Origin of the sequence: Paenibacillus sp. FSL K6-2393 (assembly GCF_038002545.1) — a bacterium.
Classification (GTDB): domain Bacteria; phylum Bacillota; class Bacilli; order Paenibacillales; family Paenibacillaceae; genus Paenibacillus.
The window spans coordinates 4,447,329-4,466,049 of record NZ_JBBOCU010000001.1 but is presented as its reverse complement, the minus strand read 5'-3'; the positions used below and the strand labels follow the sequence as shown (position 1 = coordinate 4,466,049).

At 46.5% G+C, this 18,721-nt stretch carries 18 protein-coding genes; all 18 read left to right on the top strand.

Features of this window, described 5'->3' with window-relative positions:
- Positions 1 to 2: 2 nt before the first annotated feature.
- The 18 genes from rnpM (at position 3) to MHI14_RS19555 (ending at position 18,587) form a co-directional block, all read left to right on the top strand.
- The gene (gene rnpM, locus MHI14_RS19640; RefSeq protein WP_017689143.1) at positions 3 to 308 is read left to right on the top strand and encodes an RNase P modulator RnpM; all 306 of its coding nucleotides are present in this window, start codon (positions 3 to 5) and stop codon (positions 306 to 308) included.
- Positions 301 to 630, top strand: coding sequence for a L7Ae/L30e/S12e/Gadd45 family ribosomal protein (locus tag MHI14_RS19635; protein ID WP_017689142.1), 330 nt, complete (start codon positions 301 to 303; stop codon positions 628 to 630). Before rnpM ends, MHI14_RS19635 begins: the two co-directional genes overlap by 8 nt.
- On the top strand, positions 623 to 3,208 hold the full coding sequence (gene infB, locus MHI14_RS19630) for a translation initiation factor IF-2 (RefSeq protein ID WP_091031850.1): 2,586 nt from the start codon (positions 623 to 625) through the stop codon (positions 3,206 to 3,208). The genes MHI14_RS19635 and infB overlap by 8 nt, the downstream gene beginning before the upstream one ends.
- 25 nt (positions 3,209 to 3,233) lie before the next feature.
- Positions 3,234 to 3,593, top strand: coding sequence for a 30S ribosome-binding factor RbfA (rbfA, locus tag MHI14_RS19625; RefSeq protein WP_017689140.1), 360 nt, complete (start codon positions 3,234 to 3,236; stop codon positions 3,591 to 3,593).
- Between the two features lie 19 nt (positions 3,594 to 3,612).
- Positions 3,613 to 4,590, top strand: a complete 978-nt coding sequence (locus tag MHI14_RS19620; RefSeq protein WP_341131073.1) for a DHH family phosphoesterase — start codon at positions 3,613 to 3,615, stop codon at positions 4,588 to 4,590.
- Positions 4,584 to 5,507, top strand: coding sequence for a tRNA pseudouridine(55) synthase TruB (gene truB / locus MHI14_RS19615; protein WP_076318528.1), 924 nt, complete (start codon positions 4,584 to 4,586; stop codon positions 5,505 to 5,507). Before MHI14_RS19620 ends, truB begins: the two co-directional genes overlap by 7 nt.
- A 70-nt stretch (positions 5,508 to 5,577) precedes the next feature.
- Positions 5,578 to 6,516, top strand: a complete 939-nt coding sequence (locus MHI14_RS19610; RefSeq protein WP_445670346.1) for a bifunctional riboflavin kinase/FAD synthetase — start codon at positions 5,578 to 5,580, stop codon at positions 6,514 to 6,516.
- A 47-nt stretch (positions 6,517 to 6,563) separates the two neighbouring features.
- Positions 6,564 to 6,698: a hypothetical protein gene (locus tag MHI14_RS19605; RefSeq protein ID WP_256719971.1), complete on the top strand. Its 135-nt coding sequence runs from the start codon at positions 6,564 to 6,566 to the stop codon at positions 6,696 to 6,698.
- Positions 6,676 to 6,945 (top strand): 30S ribosomal protein S15, encoded by a 270-nt coding sequence (rpsO, locus tag MHI14_RS19600; RefSeq protein ID WP_056700672.1) that lies wholly within the window; start codon positions 6,676 to 6,678, stop codon positions 6,943 to 6,945. Before MHI14_RS19605 ends, rpsO begins: the two co-directional genes overlap by 23 nt.
- Positions 6,946 to 7,202: 257 nt before the next feature.
- Complete coding sequence (gene pnp, locus MHI14_RS19595; protein ID WP_249911080.1) at positions 7,203 to 9,305, top strand: polyribonucleotide nucleotidyltransferase; 2,103 nt, start codon at positions 7,203 to 7,205, stop codon at positions 9,303 to 9,305.
- A gap of 175 nt (positions 9,306 to 9,480) precedes the next feature.
- A complete protein-coding gene (locus tag MHI14_RS19590) occupies positions 9,481 to 10,476 on the top strand; it encodes a polysaccharide deacetylase family protein (RefSeq protein WP_341131072.1) in 996 nt (331 codons plus the stop codon).
- 99 nt (positions 10,477 to 10,575) lie between these two features.
- Positions 10,576 to 11,859, top strand: a complete 1,284-nt coding sequence (locus MHI14_RS19585; RefSeq protein ID WP_062833834.1) for a M16 family metallopeptidase — start codon at positions 10,576 to 10,578, stop codon at positions 11,857 to 11,859.
- The gene (dut, locus tag MHI14_RS19580; protein WP_017689132.1) at positions 11,819 to 12,265 is read left to right on the top strand and encodes a dUTP diphosphatase; all 447 of its coding nucleotides are present in this window, start codon (positions 11,819 to 11,821) and stop codon (positions 12,263 to 12,265) included. The genes MHI14_RS19585 and dut overlap by 41 nt, the downstream gene beginning before the upstream one ends.
- Positions 12,266 to 12,422: 157 nt before the next feature.
- Positions 12,423 to 13,322, top strand: coding sequence for a dipicolinate synthase subunit DpsA (gene dpsA, locus MHI14_RS19575; protein WP_076208873.1), 900 nt, complete (start codon positions 12,423 to 12,425; stop codon positions 13,320 to 13,322).
- Positions 13,319 to 13,915: a dipicolinate synthase subunit B gene (locus MHI14_RS19570; protein WP_062833836.1), complete on the top strand. Its 597-nt coding sequence runs from the start codon at positions 13,319 to 13,321 to the stop codon at positions 13,913 to 13,915. The genes dpsA and MHI14_RS19570 overlap by 4 nt, the downstream gene beginning before the upstream one ends.
- 372 nt (positions 13,916 to 14,287) lie before the next feature.
- Positions 14,288 to 15,505, top strand: a complete 1,218-nt coding sequence (gene dapG, locus MHI14_RS19565; RefSeq protein WP_017689129.1) for an aspartate kinase — start codon at positions 14,288 to 14,290, stop codon at positions 15,503 to 15,505.
- 47 nt (positions 15,506 to 15,552) lie between these two features.
- Positions 15,553 to 16,431, top strand: a complete 879-nt coding sequence (gene dapA / locus MHI14_RS19560; protein WP_249911078.1) for a 4-hydroxy-tetrahydrodipicolinate synthase — start codon at positions 15,553 to 15,555, stop codon at positions 16,429 to 16,431.
- Between the two features lie 476 nt (positions 16,432 to 16,907).
- Positions 16,908 to 18,587, top strand: a complete 1,680-nt coding sequence (locus MHI14_RS19555) for a ribonuclease J (protein WP_076208870.1) — start codon at positions 16,908 to 16,910, stop codon at positions 18,585 to 18,587.
- Positions 18,588 to 18,721 lie beyond the last annotated feature (134 nt).

Below are 18,721 nucleotides of genomic sequence, written 5' to 3'. Positions count from 1 at the left end.
GTATGAAACCAAAAAAAGTGCCGCTGCGCAAATGTGTGGCATGCCAAGAAATGATGCCCAAAAAGCAGCTGATTCGCATTGTTAAAACGCCAGAGGATGAAGTGCTGATCGATTTGACTGGCAAAAAATCCGGACGTGGTGCCTATTTATGCGGCAAAGAGTCCTGTTTTAAGCTTGCACTCAAAAACCGGGCTTTGGATCGGGCGTTAAAAGGCAAAGTCTCACCTGAAATTTACGAGCAATTAGCAGCTGACTTCATCGCGGTTGAGGATGAATTCAAAGCAGCACAGGAGCGTGAACATGACTAATATTAAAACGCTGTCTTATCTGGGACTCTCTATGCGTGCAGGTAAACTTGTAACAGGTGAAGAAATTGTACTTAAAGCGATCCGTTCTTCCGAAGCTAAAATGGTTATTGTTGCGGGTGACGCCTCAGCCAATACACAAAAGAAATTTCGCGATAAATGCGGAACTTATAAGGTTCCTCTGTTGATCGGATTTGACCGGGATAGTCTGGGTTCAAGTATCGGTAAAGACACGCGTGTTGTTCTTGCAGTAACGGATCGAGGGTTTGCAAAAATGATCTCCAAGCAAGTCGGTATAATGTCGGAGGTGGAGTATATTGAGTAAACAGGAAAACAAGGATAAATTGCGAGTTTATGAATATGCGAAGTCCCTTAATATGAGTAGTAAAGAAATTATAACCATTCTTAAAAAGCTGGAAATTCCCGTAAACAATCATATGAGTGTCATGGAGAATGGTTCAGTCGGTAAGGTGGAACAATTTTTTAAAGATATAAAATCCACTGCTGCTTCGAAACAAGGCAACGATGCAAAACCAGTTGCTACTTCGGCAGTGCGCAGTGACAAACCAGTGGACAGCAACAAGCCGGCCGGCGGAGTGAACACGCCGAAGAGCAGTAACCCATCCGGTAGTCCCGTACAAACAAAAATACAACAGGAAAAGCAGGTAGGTATGAACAATAGACCAAATTCCAACAATAACAATGGCACCCAAAGACCCAGCGGCCAAGACAGCCGCAACAGAACGAACTCTTCCCAAGGCTCAAGCCAAGGAGGACAATCAACTAACCGTCCAAGACCAGCTCAAGGTGGACAAAGCAGTACTGCATCCCGTCCGCAAGGATCAGGTCAACGTCCAAATAACAGCGGTGGCGGTCAAGTAAGAACTTCAGGACCTAACAGCGGTGGCAATACAGGTACTGCTGGCAACCGTAGCGGTGGCCAAGGTCAGAGCCAAGGACAAGGCCAACGTAGAAGCGGCCCAGGTGGTACTACTGGCAGCAACAACAATAGTGGTAACCGTTCGAACAGCGGTGGCGGTGGACGTCGTTATGATGACAACCGTGGTGGCAACTTCCGTGGTAACCGTGGTGGCAAGAACAACCGCAACAGAAATCAACAACAGTACCAACAACGTGAGAAAATTGATAACACACCTAAGAAAATCATCGTTCGTGGTGACATGACTGTAGGTGAAACAGCGAAGTTGCTCCATAAGGATGCTTCCGAAGTTATCAAAAAGCTCATCGCTATGGGCGTTATGGCAACAATCAACCAAGAGCTTGATATCGAAACGATCCTTCTGCTTTCAGGTGAATTCGGTGTTGAGGTTGAAGTGAAGATTGTGCTTGAAGATGACCGTTTCGAAACACTGGAAGAGAATGATGATGCTGCTGACTTGCAAGCTCGTCCTCCAGTAGTTACAATCATGGGTCACGTTGACCATGGTAAAACAACTTTGCTGGATGCCATTCGTTCCACGAATGTAACAGGCGGCGAAGCAGGCGGAATCACGCAACATATTGGTGCATACCAAGTCGAAATCAACAACAAAAAAATTACGTTCCTGGATACTCCGGGTCATGAAGCGTTTACAGCAATGCGTGCACGTGGAGCACAGGTTACGGATATTACAATTATTGTCGTAGCTGCCGATGACGGTGTTATGCCACAAACAGTTGAGGCAATTAACCATGCCAAAGCTGCGGGGCTTCCAATTATCGTGGCTGTCAACAAAATTGACAAACCGGGCGCTGATCCAGATAAAGTAAAACAAGAATTGACTAACTATGAACTCGTTCCAGAAGAGTGGGGCGGAGATACCATCTTTGTTAACGTATCAGCAAAACAAAGAATGGGTCTGGAAGGTCTGCTTGAAATGATTCTGCTCGTTGCAGAAGTGAACGAATACAAAGCGAACCCGGACAAACGTGCCCGTGGTACGGTGATTGAAGCCGAGCTGGATAAAGGACGTGGCCCAGTTGCACGTATCCTCGTACAGCACGGTACATTGAAAGTCGGCGATGCTTTCGTAGCAGGTAACTGCTTCGGTCGTGTCCGTGCGATGGTCAATGACAAAGGTCGTCGTCTGAAAGAGGCTGGACCTTCAACACCTGTAGAAATCACAGGTTTGACTGAAGTTCCAGGTGCGGGAGATCCATTCATGGTGTTTGAAGATGAGCGCAAAGCGCGTTCCATCGCTGACAAACGTGCGATTACGCAACGTGAATCCGATCTGGGTACACATACTCGCGTAACGTTGGATGATCTGTTCCAACACATCAAAGATGGTGAGATCAAAGATCTGAACGTAATCATCAAAGGTGACGTACAAGGTTCGGTTGAAGCATTGAAAGGTTCCCTTGCGAAGATCGAAGTTGAAGGTGTACGCGTGAAAATCATTCATAGCGGCGCTGGTGCAATCACTGAGTCCGACATCATTTTGGCCGCAGCATCCAATGCCATCGTGATTGGTTTCAACGTTCGTCCTGATAACCAGGCAAAAGCAACTGCAGATCAAGAGCAAGTGGACATTCGTCTGCATCGCGTAATCTACAGTGTTATCGAAGAAATTGAACAAGCGATGAAAGGTATGCTTGATCCGATCTACAAAGAAAAAGTTATCGGTCATGCTGAAGTTCGGAGCACGTTCTCCATCAGTAAAGTGGGTACCATCGCTGGTTGTATGGTTACCTCGGGTAAAATTACGCGTTCTGCGGAAGCACGCCTGATTCGTGATGGCATTGTCCTTTACGAAGGTAAGCTGGATTCCCTGAAACGTTATAAAGATGATGCCAAAGAAGTAGCACAAGGTTACGAGTGCGGTATCACACTGGATAAATATAATGATCTCAAAGAAGGCGACGTTATCGAAGCTTTCATTATGGAGACAGTACAACGATAAGCAAGGAAGCATGAGGTGAACAACGATGGCTAAGATTCGTACAGGTAGAGTGGGCGAGCAGATCAAGAAAGAAATCAGTCTGCTCATCCAGTCTGAACTGAAAGATCCACGTATCGGCTTTATTACGGTAACGGGAGTCGAAGTGACAGGAGACTTGTCGCAAGCCAAAGTTTATCTGAGTGTCTTCGGTGAACAGGAACAAAAAGATAACACGCTCAAAGCTCTGGCAAAAGCAAATGGATTTTTGCGTTCCGAGCTGGGTAAACGTATCCGGTTCCGGCATGTTCCCGAATTGATATTTAAGATTGATGAATCCATCGCTTATGGCAGCCGAATTGAGAAGCTGCTTGGCGATATTGGTTCCGACAAGAACGAATCCCAGTAACAGAATAGAGGAGACGGCAATGCACACTTATGAACAGGCGCTCCAGGCCGGAAAGCAATTTCTGCTGGAGCATGATGATTACCTGGTCGTGTCGCATGTACAGCCGGACGGTGACGCAGTCAGCTCGACGGTAACGGTGGGCTGGCTGCTGTCATGTCTGGGTAAGACATTCACGATGATTAATGAAGGCGAAATCCCCGGGCGCATGCAATTTTTGTGGGAAGCAGGCAACATTGTGAACATGACCGAACAACCACCGCAGCGAAAATACAAAGCTGTTATTTGTGTGGATTGTGCAGACTTTGCCAGAGTAGGTTTGACACGTCATTATTTCGAAGACGATGCTGTTATTTTGAATATTGATCATCACCCTACAAATGACGGTTATGGTACAGTCAACATCATTAAGTCAGATGCTGCTGCAACGGCTGAAATTTTGTTCGATTTTCTTAACCTGTTCCAAGTAACATGGGATAAAGATGTTGCGACGGCAGTTTATACAGGATTGCTTACGGATACAGGTGGCTTCCGCTATGCCAACACTAGCCCAAATGTAATGACAACGGCCTCCAGACTGCTTGAACACGGCGTGGATGGACCCTATCTCGCCCAGACATTGTTGGAGCAGGTGACTCTTCCGCAAGTTCGGATTTTGAATCAGGCACTATCAAGCCTGCAGATGACAGATGATGGAAAGATAGCCTGGGTTGTTATTACACCAGATGATATGGTGGCTTGTGGGGCAGCTAATGAAGATCTTGAAGGGGTAGTGAACTATCCGCGCAACATTCAGGGAGTGGAAGTTGGTATCTTTTTCAAAGTCATCAACGAGAATGCAGTCAAGATTTCTTTGCGTTCAGCTGGTAAGATTGATGTTGCTGCACTAGCACAGACCTTTGGCGGAGGCGGGCATGTGCTCGCAGCCGGATGTCGTCTGGAAGGCAAACTTGATGATATTGTCGCAAAAGTACTGAAGCAGGTGAATTCACAATGGTAAAACCATTTGAAGGTGTACTTCCGGTATATAAACCGGCGGGATTTACTTCTCATGATGTTGTAGCCAAAATGCGTCGCATTCTCAAAATGAAGCGCATTGGGCATACGGGCACACTTGACCCACAAGTTACAGGCGTTCTGCCGCTCTGTCTTGGACGGGCGACACGTGTGGTGGAGTACATGCAGGAGCTTCCGAAGGAATATCTTGCTACGCTCAGATTGGGACTCTCTACTGACACAGAGGATATGACAGGGGAAGTCATTGAGCGGGCTGAAACGACTGTGGAAGTAACACAGGAACAGGTTCAACAGGTGCTTGAACAGTTTCTGGGTACGATCTCTCAGGTACCACCCATGTATTCTGCGGTAAAGGTAGACGGTAAACGTCTTTATGAACTTGCTCGTGAAGGTAAGACGGTAGAGCGTAAGAGCCGTGAGGTCACAATCTATGAGCTCGAACTTACAGGGATTGAGACTCAGGGTGAGACCACCGATATATCCTTCCGGGCCTTGTGTTCAAAAGGTACCTATATTCGGACATTGTGTGTAGACATTGGCCGGCAACTCGGATATCCATCGACCATGGTTCAACTGGAGCGTACGATATCGGCAGGTATCTCTGCAGATCGTTGTCTTCGTATTGAAGAAGTGGAACAACTTATGGCTGACGGGACTTTGGCGGAGGCGCTGATTCCTGTTGACGAGGCTATTGCTTCAATTCCGGCCCACAAGGTTGGAGAAGAACAGGCCAAAGGAGCACTTCAAGGTCAGAAACTGTCTGCGCGTCTTCTGGAACCGCCTGTAGAGCAACCTGGTTTATTGCGGTTGTATGCTCAGGATGGTACGTTTCTGGGGATATTTGAACGGGATGAACTAAAACCAACGGTGAGGGCAGTTAAAGTCTTTTTGCCGGAATAAAGAGGTTTCGGGCTTGGAGTTGTGGTGATGCTCAAGCTTGGCCTATCTAGTGAAATGCAGGTGAATGATTGTGAAAACCGTAATGCTAACCTATCCGCAGACGTTACATTCGACTGAGCTGAGCACACTGCCCCAAGTGCTTGCGATTGGTCAATTCGACGGACTGCATCTCGGACATGCAAGTGTCATTTTATCAGCTGTCCGCATTGCGCGGGAAACGGGCATGCAGGCAGCGGTCATGACCTTTCATCCACATCCGAAGGAAGTTATGCGCAAAGGGGATTACGAGGGTTATTTAACTCCCTTGAGAGATAAAGAAGACATCTTGGCAGGAATGGGCGTTGATGTACTGTATGTGGTGGAGTTCAATGAAGATTTCTCACGATTGACACCGAAACAATTCGTACACGACTTGTTAATTCCTCTTCAGACACGAACAGCGGTGGTGGGTTTTGACTTCCGTTTTGGTCACAAGGGTGCAGGGGATGAACAACTTCTTCGTACTTTGGGAGAAGGAGAGATGACGGTGGAAACCGTTCCTCCTTTCTTGTTAAATGGTGAAAAAGTGAGCAGTTCTCTCATTCGTGGCTTGTTGAAGCGTGGGGAAATGGATGAGGCCAGTCACTGGCTTGGCCGACCTTACAGCATCAGAGGAACCGTCATTCACGGGGAGAAGCGTGGACGAACGATTGGATTTCCTACAGCCAACCTTGAACTCACGGATCATTACGTTACCCCGTCGAAGGGTGTTTACGCTGTTCGTGTGCAGTATGGCGAACAGGAACTGCATGGCGTAATGAATCTCGGTGTGAAACCTACGTTTCACGAAAGCGGGATGAAACCTACGTTTGAAGTGCACCTGCTTGATTTTGATGGACACCTATATGACCAGGAACTAAAGGTTGAGCTCGTTCACTATATTCGTGCGGAACGAAAGTTTGACTCCATTGATGCCTTGATCAGCCAGATTCGTGAAGATGCATTAACTGCCGGCTGCCTGTTATCTTAAAGGTTCAGGATTAAATGTATGTTTACATTTACTTTAACTAGGCAATTATGATATACTGTACTACGTTGTCGATTGAGACAACATTAACCTTGGCTTGGTTGCTTGCTCTCACCGGCGGTGACGAGGCTAATGGCGATTATATTGAAGGAGGTGAACAGGATGGCATTGACTCAAGAACGTAAACAACAACTGATCGACGAGCACAAAACTCACGAGTCCGATACAGGATCTCCAGAGGTGCAAGTTGCTATCCTTACGGAAAACATCAGAAGTTTGACAGACCACTTGCGTACGCATAAGAAAGACCACCACTCACGTCGTGGACTTTTGAAAATGGTAGGTCAACGTCGTAAGCTTTTGGCTTACGTGAAAAACAAAGATGTTAAACGTTACAGCGCACTGATCGAAAAACTCGGATTGCGTCGTTAATTATCGTACATGTTTTCAAAACCAACCTGGCTGTTATCCGTCATTCTTTTGTCTAAAAGGACAAGCGGAACCTACAGCCGGGTTGTTTTGTAGATGAACATGTTGCCATATATTTGTAGATGGGGCTCCGTGAGGAGCTTTTGTTGTGCAGATTAGCATGTTGCAAGATCTTACATAGCTAATGAATGCAGGACAAGCAGGAAATACTGTGAATATGCAGAATCCATTGAGTTAGGACGAATAAAAGGAGGAATTTCATGGAACAGCGTGTTGAAATGCAGCTTGGCGGAAGAAAGCTTACGTTTGAAACCGGGCGTTTGGCCAAGCAGGCTAATGCTGCCGTTAAGGTAACATACGGGGATACCGTGGTATTGTGTACCGTGACAGCATCAAGTGAGCCGAAAGATTTGGACTTTTTCCCATTAACGGTGAACTATGAAGAAAGATTGTACGCCGTAGGTAAAATCCCGGGTGGATTTATTAAACGTGAAGGCAGACCGAGTGAGAAAGCTATTCTTTCAAGCCGTCTGACAGACCGTCCAATTCGTCCATTGTTCCCTGAAGGCTTCCGGAATGATGTACAAGTTCTGAATATCGTTATGAGTGTGGACCAAGACTGTGAACCGCAAATCGCTGCAATGATTGGTACATCAGCAGCATTGAGCATTTCGGATGTTCCATTCAGCGGACCGATTGGTGGCGTGAAAGTTGGACGTATTGATGGCGAGTTCATCATTAACCCAACGATTGCACAGCTTGAAATCAGTGAACTTGAGTTGGTGGTTGCAGGAACCAAGGATGCCATCATGATGGTTGAGGCTGAAGCAAACGAATTACCGGAAGAAGTAATGCTTGAAGCAATCATGTTTGGACATGACGAGATCAAAAACATTGTTGCGGTAATCGAACAACTCGTGCAAGTTGCTGGTAAAGAAAAAATGGCTGTTAAGTTACATGCCGTTAATGCGGAAGTCAACAGCAGTGTGCGTGATTTCGCAAGTGCTCGTCTGGTTGAAGCGGTTAAAATTGCCGAGAAGCATGCTCGTCAAGATGCAATCGATCTAGTGAATGACGAAACTGTTGCTCACTTCGAAGAGAAATATATTGAAAGTCCTGAATTGCTTAAAGACGTGAAGGAAGTCCTGCACGATATCGTTAAAGAAGAAGTGCGCCGTCTGATCACGCATGATAAAGTTCGTCCGGATGGACGTGGACTTGCTGAGATTCGTCCAATTGAATGTGATACTTCCCTGCTGCCACGTACGCACGGTTCAGGTTTGTTCACACGTGGACAAACACAAGCACTTAGCATCTGTACCCTTGGTGCACTGGGCGACGTTCAGATTTTGGACGGAATCAGCCTTGAAGAAACGAAACGTTTCATGCATCACTATAATTTCCCACCATTCAGCGTAGGTGAAGCTCGTCCATTACGTGCTCCAGGCCGTCGCGAAATCGGACATGGTGCTCTGGGTGAGCGTGCGCTTTCCAAAGTCATCCCTTCCGAAACAGACTTCCCATACACGATTCGTCTCGTATCTGAAGTTCTGGAATCCAACGGTTCAACTTCCCAGGCAAGTATCTGTGCCAGCACACTGGCTATGATGGATGCAGGTGTACCAATCAAAGCTCCAGTTGCGGGTGTAGCTATGGGTCTGATCAAAGATGGAGATCATGTATCCATTCTGAGTGATATTCAAGGTATGGAAGATCACCTCGGTGATATGGACTTCAAAGTAGCCGGAACACCTGAAGGTGTAACTGCGATTCAAATGGACATCAAAATTGATGGTATTGATCGTCAAATTTTGTCTGAAGCATTGGCTCAAGCCAAAGAAGGTCGTTTGCATATCTTGAGCAAAATGACTGAAGTGATGAATACGCCACGTGAGCAGTTATCACAATATGCACCTAAAATTACAACGATGCATATCAATCCGGACAAAATCCGTGATGTGATCGGTGCAGGTGGTAAAATTATCAATAAAATCATCGAAGAAACCGGTGTTAAAATTGATATTGAACAGGATGGACGTGTCTTTATCGCTTCTTCCAACCAGGAGATGAATGATAAAGCCAAAGCGATCATCGAAGGTATTGTGCGCGAAGTATTGGTCGGCGAGATTTATGTCGGCAAAGTAAAACGCGTAGAGAAATTCGGTGCATTCGTTGAAGTACTTCCGAACAAAGAAGGTCTGGTGCACATCTCGCAACTGTCAACTGAACGTGTTGCCAAAGTGGAAGATGTTGTAGCTATCGGTGATTCCATTACGGTAAAAGTAACGGAAATTGACCCACAAGGTCGAATCAACTTGTCCCGTAAAGCAGTTTTGACTGCTGAAGCTCCGGCTCAATCCTAGGATACCGAAGCGACATGTTATAAATGGATAGATTGAATGAAGAGACAGAATGTGAATTTCTGGCTCTTTTTTTAACGTTTAAATATGTAAAGCAAGGATGAAACCATGGCTTAGCATTCATATTTTTGCCCTTGTCCTCATATGATGGGGACAAAGACGGCGGGAGGATGGAGCTGTGGGAAACCAATCCAAAAAGCTGGCGGCTGTTCTGGCGGGTGTGACTGCGGTCATATTGATCGGACAAGTTGGCAGTGTACGTACATACATTACGGAGATCCGTGATGGGCCAGGTACGCAAAATGCTTTTGACATGTTTAAGGAGGCAACTGGAGAAGATGCGCTGTTGTCTGCGATTCGGGATAAAGCGGCTGAAACGAAAATTGCTCCGGTGAATGCCAGAGTGGATCGGGTATGGAAAGCGATTCCTGGTTATAATGGCATGGAGATTGATGTGGAAGCGACATACCGTAAGGCGCTGAGTGGAACGTTGAATACCAAAATAGCGTATGTCTACCGTCAGATTGAGCCGGAGATTCAGCTTAAAGATTTGGGTGCACATCCGATCTATCGGGGCAATGCAAACAAACCGATGGTTTCTTTTATGATTAATGTGGCCTGGGGGAACGAATACATTAAACCGATGCTGGATACGCTTGATGCCGAGAAAGTGAAGGCTACTTTTTTTCTGGATGGAAGTTGGTTAAGCAAAAACGTTGAACTGGCCAAAGAAATTCAGAAGCATGGGCATGAGATGTCCAACCATGCATATTCTCACCCTAACATGAGCCGATTGAGCGCAGAACGGGCCAAGCTGGAAATTAGCAAAACCCAGGATCTGCTCCATAAAACACTGGGCGTAGAGAATCGTTGGTTTGCTCCGCCTTCCGGTGACTTTAATCAAAAGACCGTTGACATTGCTTCATCCATGGGACTGCAAACCGTGTTATGGACAGTAGATACTGTGGATTGGCGTAAACCAAGCCCGGATGCTGTTGTTGCCAAAATTGCTAAAAATACCGAGGCAGGCACGTTAATTCTAATGCACCCTACAGCTGCTTCTTCGGGAGCTTTAAAGGGTATGATTCAATCCATACGGGCCAAAGGTTTGGTGCTCGGAACAGTAAGTGAGACGCTGTCCTCGGAACGTGTAAATACCTCTGCGGTTGAGTGAACGTTGTTTTTTTGTTAATATCAAACAGTTGGAACCAAATGTCGATTTCAATTTCAAGGTTGAGATCAAGGCAATTATAGAGATGTAGGAGGGCCAACCATGAAAAAAATTCAGCTGGGCAATGGCCTCAGAGTTGTCATGGAACAGATACCGACCTGCCGTTCTGTGTCTTTCGGAATATGGGTCAAGACAGGTTCGCGCAATGAGCAACCTGCAAGTAACGGAGTATCACATTTTATTGAACACATGCTGTTCAAAGGAACAGATCGTTATGATGCCAAGGCGATTGCGGAGCAGTTCGATGCGATTGGCGGTAACGTGAACGCGTTCACTTCCAAAGAATACACGTGTTATTATGCTAAGGTGTTGGATGAACATTTGCCGATTGCGGTTGATGTATTGTCTGATATGTTTTTCCGCTCCAAAATGGATGATGGTGAATTGATCAAGGAGAAAAACGTCATTCTGGAAGAAATCTCGATGTATGAAGATACGCCTGATGATATGGTTCATGATCTGATGGCCTTGGCCGCCTATGGTGAGCATCCACTCGCATACCCAATCCTAGGTACGGAAGAACGTCTCAAAGCGATGGATTCCAGTCATCTGCGTGCATATATGAAGGAGCACTACACGATTGAGAACACGGTCATTAGTATCGCGGGTAATATTGATGACAGTGTAATCGATCTGATGGAGAAGCATTTTGGTGCTTTTGATGTAAATGGAGTAACGGAAGCAGTCACGATGCCAGCCTTCCAAAGCGGACAGCTCTTTCACAAAAAGAAAACGGAACAGAATCATATCTGTATTTCGTTCCCGGGCTGTAAAATCGGAGATCCGCTGCAATTCGCTATGGTTGTTCTGAATAACGCCATTGGTGGAGGCATGAGCTCCAGACTGTTCCAGGAAATTCGTGAGAAACGGGGTCTTGCGTACTCCGTGTATTCCTATCATAGCTCTCATGCGGACAGCGGACTTTTCACGATATATGCGGGTACAGCACCAAAACAGACCAAAGAAGTGCTCGATCTGACCAAAGAGGTTCTGCGCGATCTGGCTGTAAACGGCTTGTCCGAAGATGAACTTCGTAAAGGAAAAGAACAGCTCAAAGGCAGCTTGATTCTGAGCTTGGAAAGCACAGGCAGTCGCATGAATCGTCTGGGTAAAAACGAACTCATGCTGGGCAGACACCATACGCTGGATGAGATGATTACCAAAATTGAGCAAGTTACCATGGACGATATTAACGCGGTACTTGATCTGATGTTTGCTGAACCTTTTGCACTTGCTATGGTTGGCGCTTCAGATAAGACGATCGCTGGATTGAGAAGGGATGATTTTGTTGCATTACGTTCAAATACAGAAACTGCCGGGCAATGAAGATATTAAACTGCCTCAAAAAATGTCGGAGCTGGCATCCGGCTTTGATGTAGTAGCTGCACTTCAGGAAGACGTTGTATTGCAGCCGGGTCAGCGTACCCTGATTCCTACCGGACTTGCGATGGCAATGCCAGCTGGATTGGAAGCACAGATCCGTCCTCGGAGCGGACTGGCTTTCAAACATGGAATTACCTGCCTCAACACACCGGGGACCATTGATGCGGATTATCGCGGAGAAGTTAAAGTTCTGTTGATTAATCTGGGTCAGGAACCGTTCACGATTGTACGGGGAGAGCGCATTGCACAGATCGTTTTCCAGACCGTGCCTGCGGTTGAATTGACGGAAGTGAATGAACTTTCGGAAACGGTACGTGGCGAAGGCGGATTCGGTCATACCGGGAAATAAGCAGCGTAAATATACCCATTCTTTAGAGTCGTCCCTGATAGGGGCGGCTCTTTTTTACATTCGAGAAACGGAAGGTGGAATGCAATTATTGTTTTCACCCCCCTGTGGGCCCCTGCATACGATAAGGCATACATGTGGTGAAAGGAGTGACGTCCCGATGCTGACCGGAGTCCGGATTGTAGTCCTGGGCGGAGATGCGCGGCAGCTTGAAGTCATTCAAAAGTGCGCTGAGCTGGATGCAACGGTAAGTGTGGTGGGTTTCGATAAAATAGAGCGTTCCATTCCAGGGATCGAGCACCAGGAACTGGAGGATGAAGTGTTTGCTTCCGCAGATGTACTGGTACTGCCTGTTGTCGGATGCGATGACCAGGGAAAAGTAAGTACTTCATTCAGTGACACACCGATCTATTTGAAAAAGGAACATATTGCAGCATTACCAGAGCATTGTATTGTGTTCACAGGTATGGCAAAGCCGTTCTTGCGCGAACTTTGTCTTGAAAATGGGCTGCGACTTGTTGAAGTACTTGATCGTGATGATATTGCACTTTATAACTCTATTCCAACAGCTGAGGGAGCCATCGCCATAGCTATTCGGGAGACGGACTTCACAATCCATGGTTCGGAATGCATTGTGCTTGGCATTGGTCGAACAGGATTCACAATGGCCAAAACATTGCAGGGACTTGGAGCAAATGTACGGGTGGGAATCAGGCGGGAAGAGGATGCTGCCCGCGCTACAATAATGGGCTGGAAGCCTTTCATGACAACGGATTTGGCCGCTCAAACCGGGGAAGTTGACTTGCTTTTTAATACGATACCGACTATGATAATCACAGCACAAATCCTGTCCAGAATGCCGCAAAAGGCTGTCATTATCGACCTCGCATCCGCTCCTGGCGGCTGTGATTTCAGGTATGCCGACAAACGCGGTATCAAAGCGCTACTTGCGCCTGGCCTCCCCGGCATTGTTGCTCCCAAAACGGCTGGCGGCATTATTGCCGACGCGTTGATCCGTTTGCTTTTGGAAGAACAGAACGCACGGGAGGTTAAATCATGAACTGGCAGGGAAAAACGGTAGGTTATGCAATTACGGGTTCTCATTGTACGTTTGAAGAGGTTATGCCGGTAATTAGCCGCTTCGTAGCTGAAGGTGCCAACGTCATTCCGATTATTTCGAATTCGGTTCTGACGACGGATACACGCTTTGGTACGGCGCAAAATTGGCAAAAACAGTTGAAAGATATAACAGGTAATGATATCATTTCTACAATTGTTGAAGCGGAGCCATTAGGGCCTTCCAAGCTGCTTGATGTGCTGGTGATTGCTCCATGCACAGGGAATACAACAAGCAAGCTGGCTAATGCGATGACCGACAGTCCAGTGCTTATGGCAGCCAAAGCGCAGATGCGCAATCAGCGTCCGCTTGTGCTCGCGATTTCCACGAATGACGGTCTGGGATTGAATGCTGCGAATATCGCCAAATTGCTCGTGGCTAAATACTTGTATTTTGTGCCATTTGGGCAAGACGATCCAGTGAAAAAACCAAACTCGTTAGTCGCCAAAATGGAATTGATTCCAGAGGCTTGCTGGAGTGCTCTTGAGGGCAAACAGTTGCAGCCAATGATTGTGGAGCGTTCTTCACAGGCTTGATGGAACAATGATTCGGTGACAACGTTTATGCGCTTGGAGAAATGAAGGGGTTCGAGAGACAAAGAAAATCATGGGGGACGATATGCTGGATTGAACAGCTACTATGTCCACGTTCCTGTATATAAGGCATTCCTGCTTGCGGGCAGTACAGGTTAAGCAAGCGGGAGAGGTCTATTGTGAATGTATGCGTCATGACCTCGATAACAACCGCGACCTTTAATTTGCGATTGTCCTAGACAATTACAAAAAAGGAGCGGGATGGAATGCCGTATAAAATGCTGAAATTATCGCATCAGAACGCTCCCTAGAGTGATCCATTTGTTGATTTGACCCGTGTCCAGTCTTCTTGCGTACACAAATGGAGGAATAAAGATGCGTATCATGGTACAGAAATTCGGAGGCACGTCTCTCTCCACTGTTCAGGCGAGAGAGCATGTGCTCCGTCACGTTAAACGTGAACTTGAAGCAGGATTGAGTCTGGTCATCGTTGTGTCTGCGATGGGGCGCCGCGGCGAGCCATATGCGACTGATACGTTGCTAGACTGGGCTGCACAGAACGGAAACGCACTATCCGCACGCGAAAAGGATTTACTGCTGTGCTGTGGTGAAATCATATCTGCGACAACGTTGAGCAGTTTACTCGAACATGAAGGCATTCCAACTACAGTGCTGACCGGTGCACAAGCAGGTTTTGTGACGGACGACAATTTCGGGAATGCCCGGATATTGGATGTCCGTCCTGTTCGTGTGTTGGAGCAGCTTCAGCTTGGCCGTGTCGTTGTTGTAACCGGATTCCAGGGGCAGACAGAGAACGGAGACTTCACGACACTGGGTCGTGGGGGAAGCGATACGTCTGCTACAGCTCTCGGTGCAGCATTACGTGCTGAAATGGTGGATATCTACACAGATGTGAACGGGATACTTACCGCTGATCCGCGAATTGTTGAGGATGCACGTCCACTGACTGTTGTGAGTTATGCAGAGATCTGTAACATGGCCCACCACGGGGCTAAGGTAATCCATCCACGTGCGGTCGAGATTGCGATGCAATCCCAGATTCCAGTGCGGGTAAGATCTACTTTTGCAGACACGGAAGGAACGCTGGTTACGCATCCGGAAGGATTCCAGGATGTGCAGACAGGCATTGTTGACCGTTATGTAACAGGCATCGCCTACGTGAGCAATGTAACGCAAATTACGGTGGATGTGCCTGGTGGTGCAGATCGATTGCAACTAAAAGTGTTCAAAACCATGGCTGAGAATTCAATCAGCGTTGATTTTATTAATGTTACCCCCTCGGGAGTTGTCTATACGGTTTTTGACAGTGATTCCGAGAAAGCCATACAGGTATTGCAGGAGATAGGTCTCAAGCCACAAAGCCTGTCCGGTTGTGCCAAAGTGTCCGTCATTGGCGGAGGCATTAATGGTGTACCTGGAATCATGGCTCGAATCGTGGAGTCATTGACACTGGCAGACATTCAGATCCTGCAATCGGCAGATTCGAACACAACGATCTGGGTACTCGTAAAAAAAGAAGATATGGTTCAGGCCCTGAGGGCACTTCACGCCTCATTCGAACTTCATTTGTAAATAACTGAAGTTAGAGGAGCCAAACCTGTTTTGAAGGAGGAATCGAATTGGACTTTGGAAGATTGATTACAGCAATGGTCACTCCGTTCAATGAACAAGGAGAGATTCATTGGGAGGAAACGGCACGTCTAATCGACTATCTGATTGTAGATCAAAAGTCGGAGACGCTTGTGGTTTCTGGAACAACAGGGGAGTCTCCAACACTTAGTGATACTGAGAAAGTTCAATTATTCGAATTTGCAGTGAAACATGCGGCCGGTCGGTGCAAAATTATAGCCGGAACGGGAAGCAATAACACGGCACATTCCATCCATTTGACACAGGAAGCTGAACGTGCCGGAGTGGATGGCATATTGCTGGTTGTTCCGTATTACAACAAACCAAGTCAAGAAGGTTTGTTCAAACATTTTGAAGCAATTGCAAACTCAACCAAACTACCTGTTATGCTCTACAATGTGCCTGGGCGTACAGTAACCAGCCTGTCAGCAGCCACAACGCTTCGTCTTGCACAGATTCCTAACATCGTCGCTACGAAGGAATGTGCGTCCATGGAGCAGGTTACACTGATTGCAGCAAGTGCTCCAGAAAATTTCAGAGTTTATTCCGGTGATGATGCTTCAGGCTTACCAGCGATTGCGGTTGGAGCACATGGAATTGTCAGCGTGGCCAGTCATGTCGTAGGGGCAGAAATGAAAAAAATGATTGACGCCTTCTATGGCGGAGCACCTCTTCAGGCTGCTCAGATTCATCAGCAGTTGTTCCCAGTGTTCAAAGGCCTGTTTGAGTGTCCACAGCCTCTACCGAACCCGGTAGCGGTGAAATATGCGCTGACATTGCGTGGTCTAGACGTTGGTTCCGTACGGTTGCCTCTTATTCCGCCAACGGAAGAGGAGCAGGTTTATATCAAAGGTTTGCTTAATTTGTAATCATTTTGGTTGTATATGGACTATTTTATTAATCATGGGAATATCCTTCAGATTAGCAAAAGAACCGCTCCTCTTCGTAGAGGCTGCGGTTCTTTTTTTTACGAGTAATGTGAGGTTTCTTTTCCACTGCTAAGGGGAAACCTACAGGTTAACGAGAGAGTGACTTGTTTTTTTTGTTTTTAATCATGTATAATGATGTCAAGTGACTGGGTGCGGTATTTTTTTGAAATTGAAAGCGACATCGTTTCGTGGTGTAGCTTTGCGGTGAAAAAGGAAGGAACGGCTAAGAGGGAATTTCAAATCCAACTTGTTGGTCAAAGGGAATAACTTCGAAGAACTTCTTCCAAATATCGTGAATAAAGGTGTTCTTTTGCATTCATCCCGATAGGTGGGTATGTGATGTATGGACTACTTTTCTTAACTTACAATAAATAATAAGGTACGACGTCCAACTACCATAGGAGGTTTAGATTCATTTGTCTAAGAAAAATAATAACGATAAACTGATGATTTTTGCTTTGGGCGGCGTAGGCGAGATTGGTAAAAATATGTACGTCATCCAATACGCCAACGACATTGTAGTCGTAGATGCTGGTCTTAAATTCCCGGAAGAAGATATGCTTGGTATTGATATTGTCATCCCTGACATTTCTTACCTGACTGAGAACCGTGACAAAGTAAGAGGAATCATCCTTACTCACGGACATGAAGATCACATTGGTGGTCTGCCATATGTTCTCAAACATCTGAATGTTCCTGTATACGGAACAAGACTTACGCTTGGACTTGTAGAAAACAAGTTGAAAGAAGCGAATTTGCTGGGTGAAACAAAACGTATTCTGATTGATGCTGATTCCGAGATCCAACTTGGATCTGTTCTGAAAGCATCGTTCTTCGCTACTAACCATAGTATTCCGGATTCTGTTGGTGTATGTGTCGAAACACCGGAAGGTGCAGTTGTTCACACAGGTGACTTCAAATTCGACCATACTCCAGTCAATGGTCAATATGCAGATCTTCAGCGTATGGCACAGATCGGAACAAATGGCGTGTTAGCGCTGTTGTCCGACAGTACAAACGCTGAGAAACCTGGATTCACACCATCGGAGAAAAATGTGGGTATCGTTCTGGAAGATATCTTCCGTAAAGCTAGTCAACGTGTTGTTGTAGCGACATTTGCTTCCAACGTACACCGTATCCAACAGGTGATCAATGCAGCAGAAGTGACTGGACGTAAAGTTGCAGTTATCGGACGCAGCATGGTGAACGTGGTTGGTATTGCTTCCGAACTGGGTTATCTTGAGATTCCGGATGGCATGATCATTGAACCTGAAGAAGTAGGCAAGATGGCAGCTGATCGTGTCGTGATTCTCTGCACAGGAAGTCAAGGAGAGCCAATGTCAGCATTGACACGTATGGCTCGTTCCACACACCGTAAAGTGGACATCCTGCCAGGTGATACCGTCATTATCGCAGCAACACCGGTTCCAGGTAATGAAAAATATGTAGGCCGTACGATTGATGAATTGTTCCGTCTGGGTGCTAACGTGCATTACAGCGGTGCTAACAGTGGCGTCCACGTATCTGGTCACGGTAGCCAGGAAGAGCTGAAACTGATGCTCAACCTGATGAAACCGAAATTCTTCTTGCCAATTCACGGTGAATTCCGTATGCAGCGTCGCCACGCGGTTCTTGCTGAATCTGTAGGGGTAGAACCTGAGAACATTTTCATCACGGATATCGGTGAAGTGATCGAAATTCAAGGTGGAGCAGCACGTAGAGCAGGTAAAGTTACTGCAGGTAATGTGTTGATCGACGGCTTGGGTGTAGGTGATGTGGGTAACATTGTACTTCGTGACCGCAAATTGTTGTCACAAGATGGTATCCTTGTTGTTGTGGTGACACTGAGCAAACAGGATGGAAAAATTGTTTCCGGTCCTGACATCATCTCTCGTGGATTTGTGTATGTACGTGAATCGGAAGGACTACTGGATGAGGCCAACCGGATCGTTAGCAGCACATTGCAGAAGTTGATGAGTGAGAACGTTAACGAGTGGGCTTCACTCAAAACAAATGTTAAAGATGCACTGGGACGCTTCCTGTATGAGCAAACTCGTCGTAGACCGATGATTTTGCCAATCATTATGGAAGTTTAAAATAGGCTAAACAAAAACATATATTCAGGCACACAGTCGCCCCTTCTCTACGAGTAATATTGGACGGTTCCTCGTAGAGAAGGGGCTTTTTTTGCGTTTTCAGGAAGATCTGCAATAGGATCAATATGTGAAGC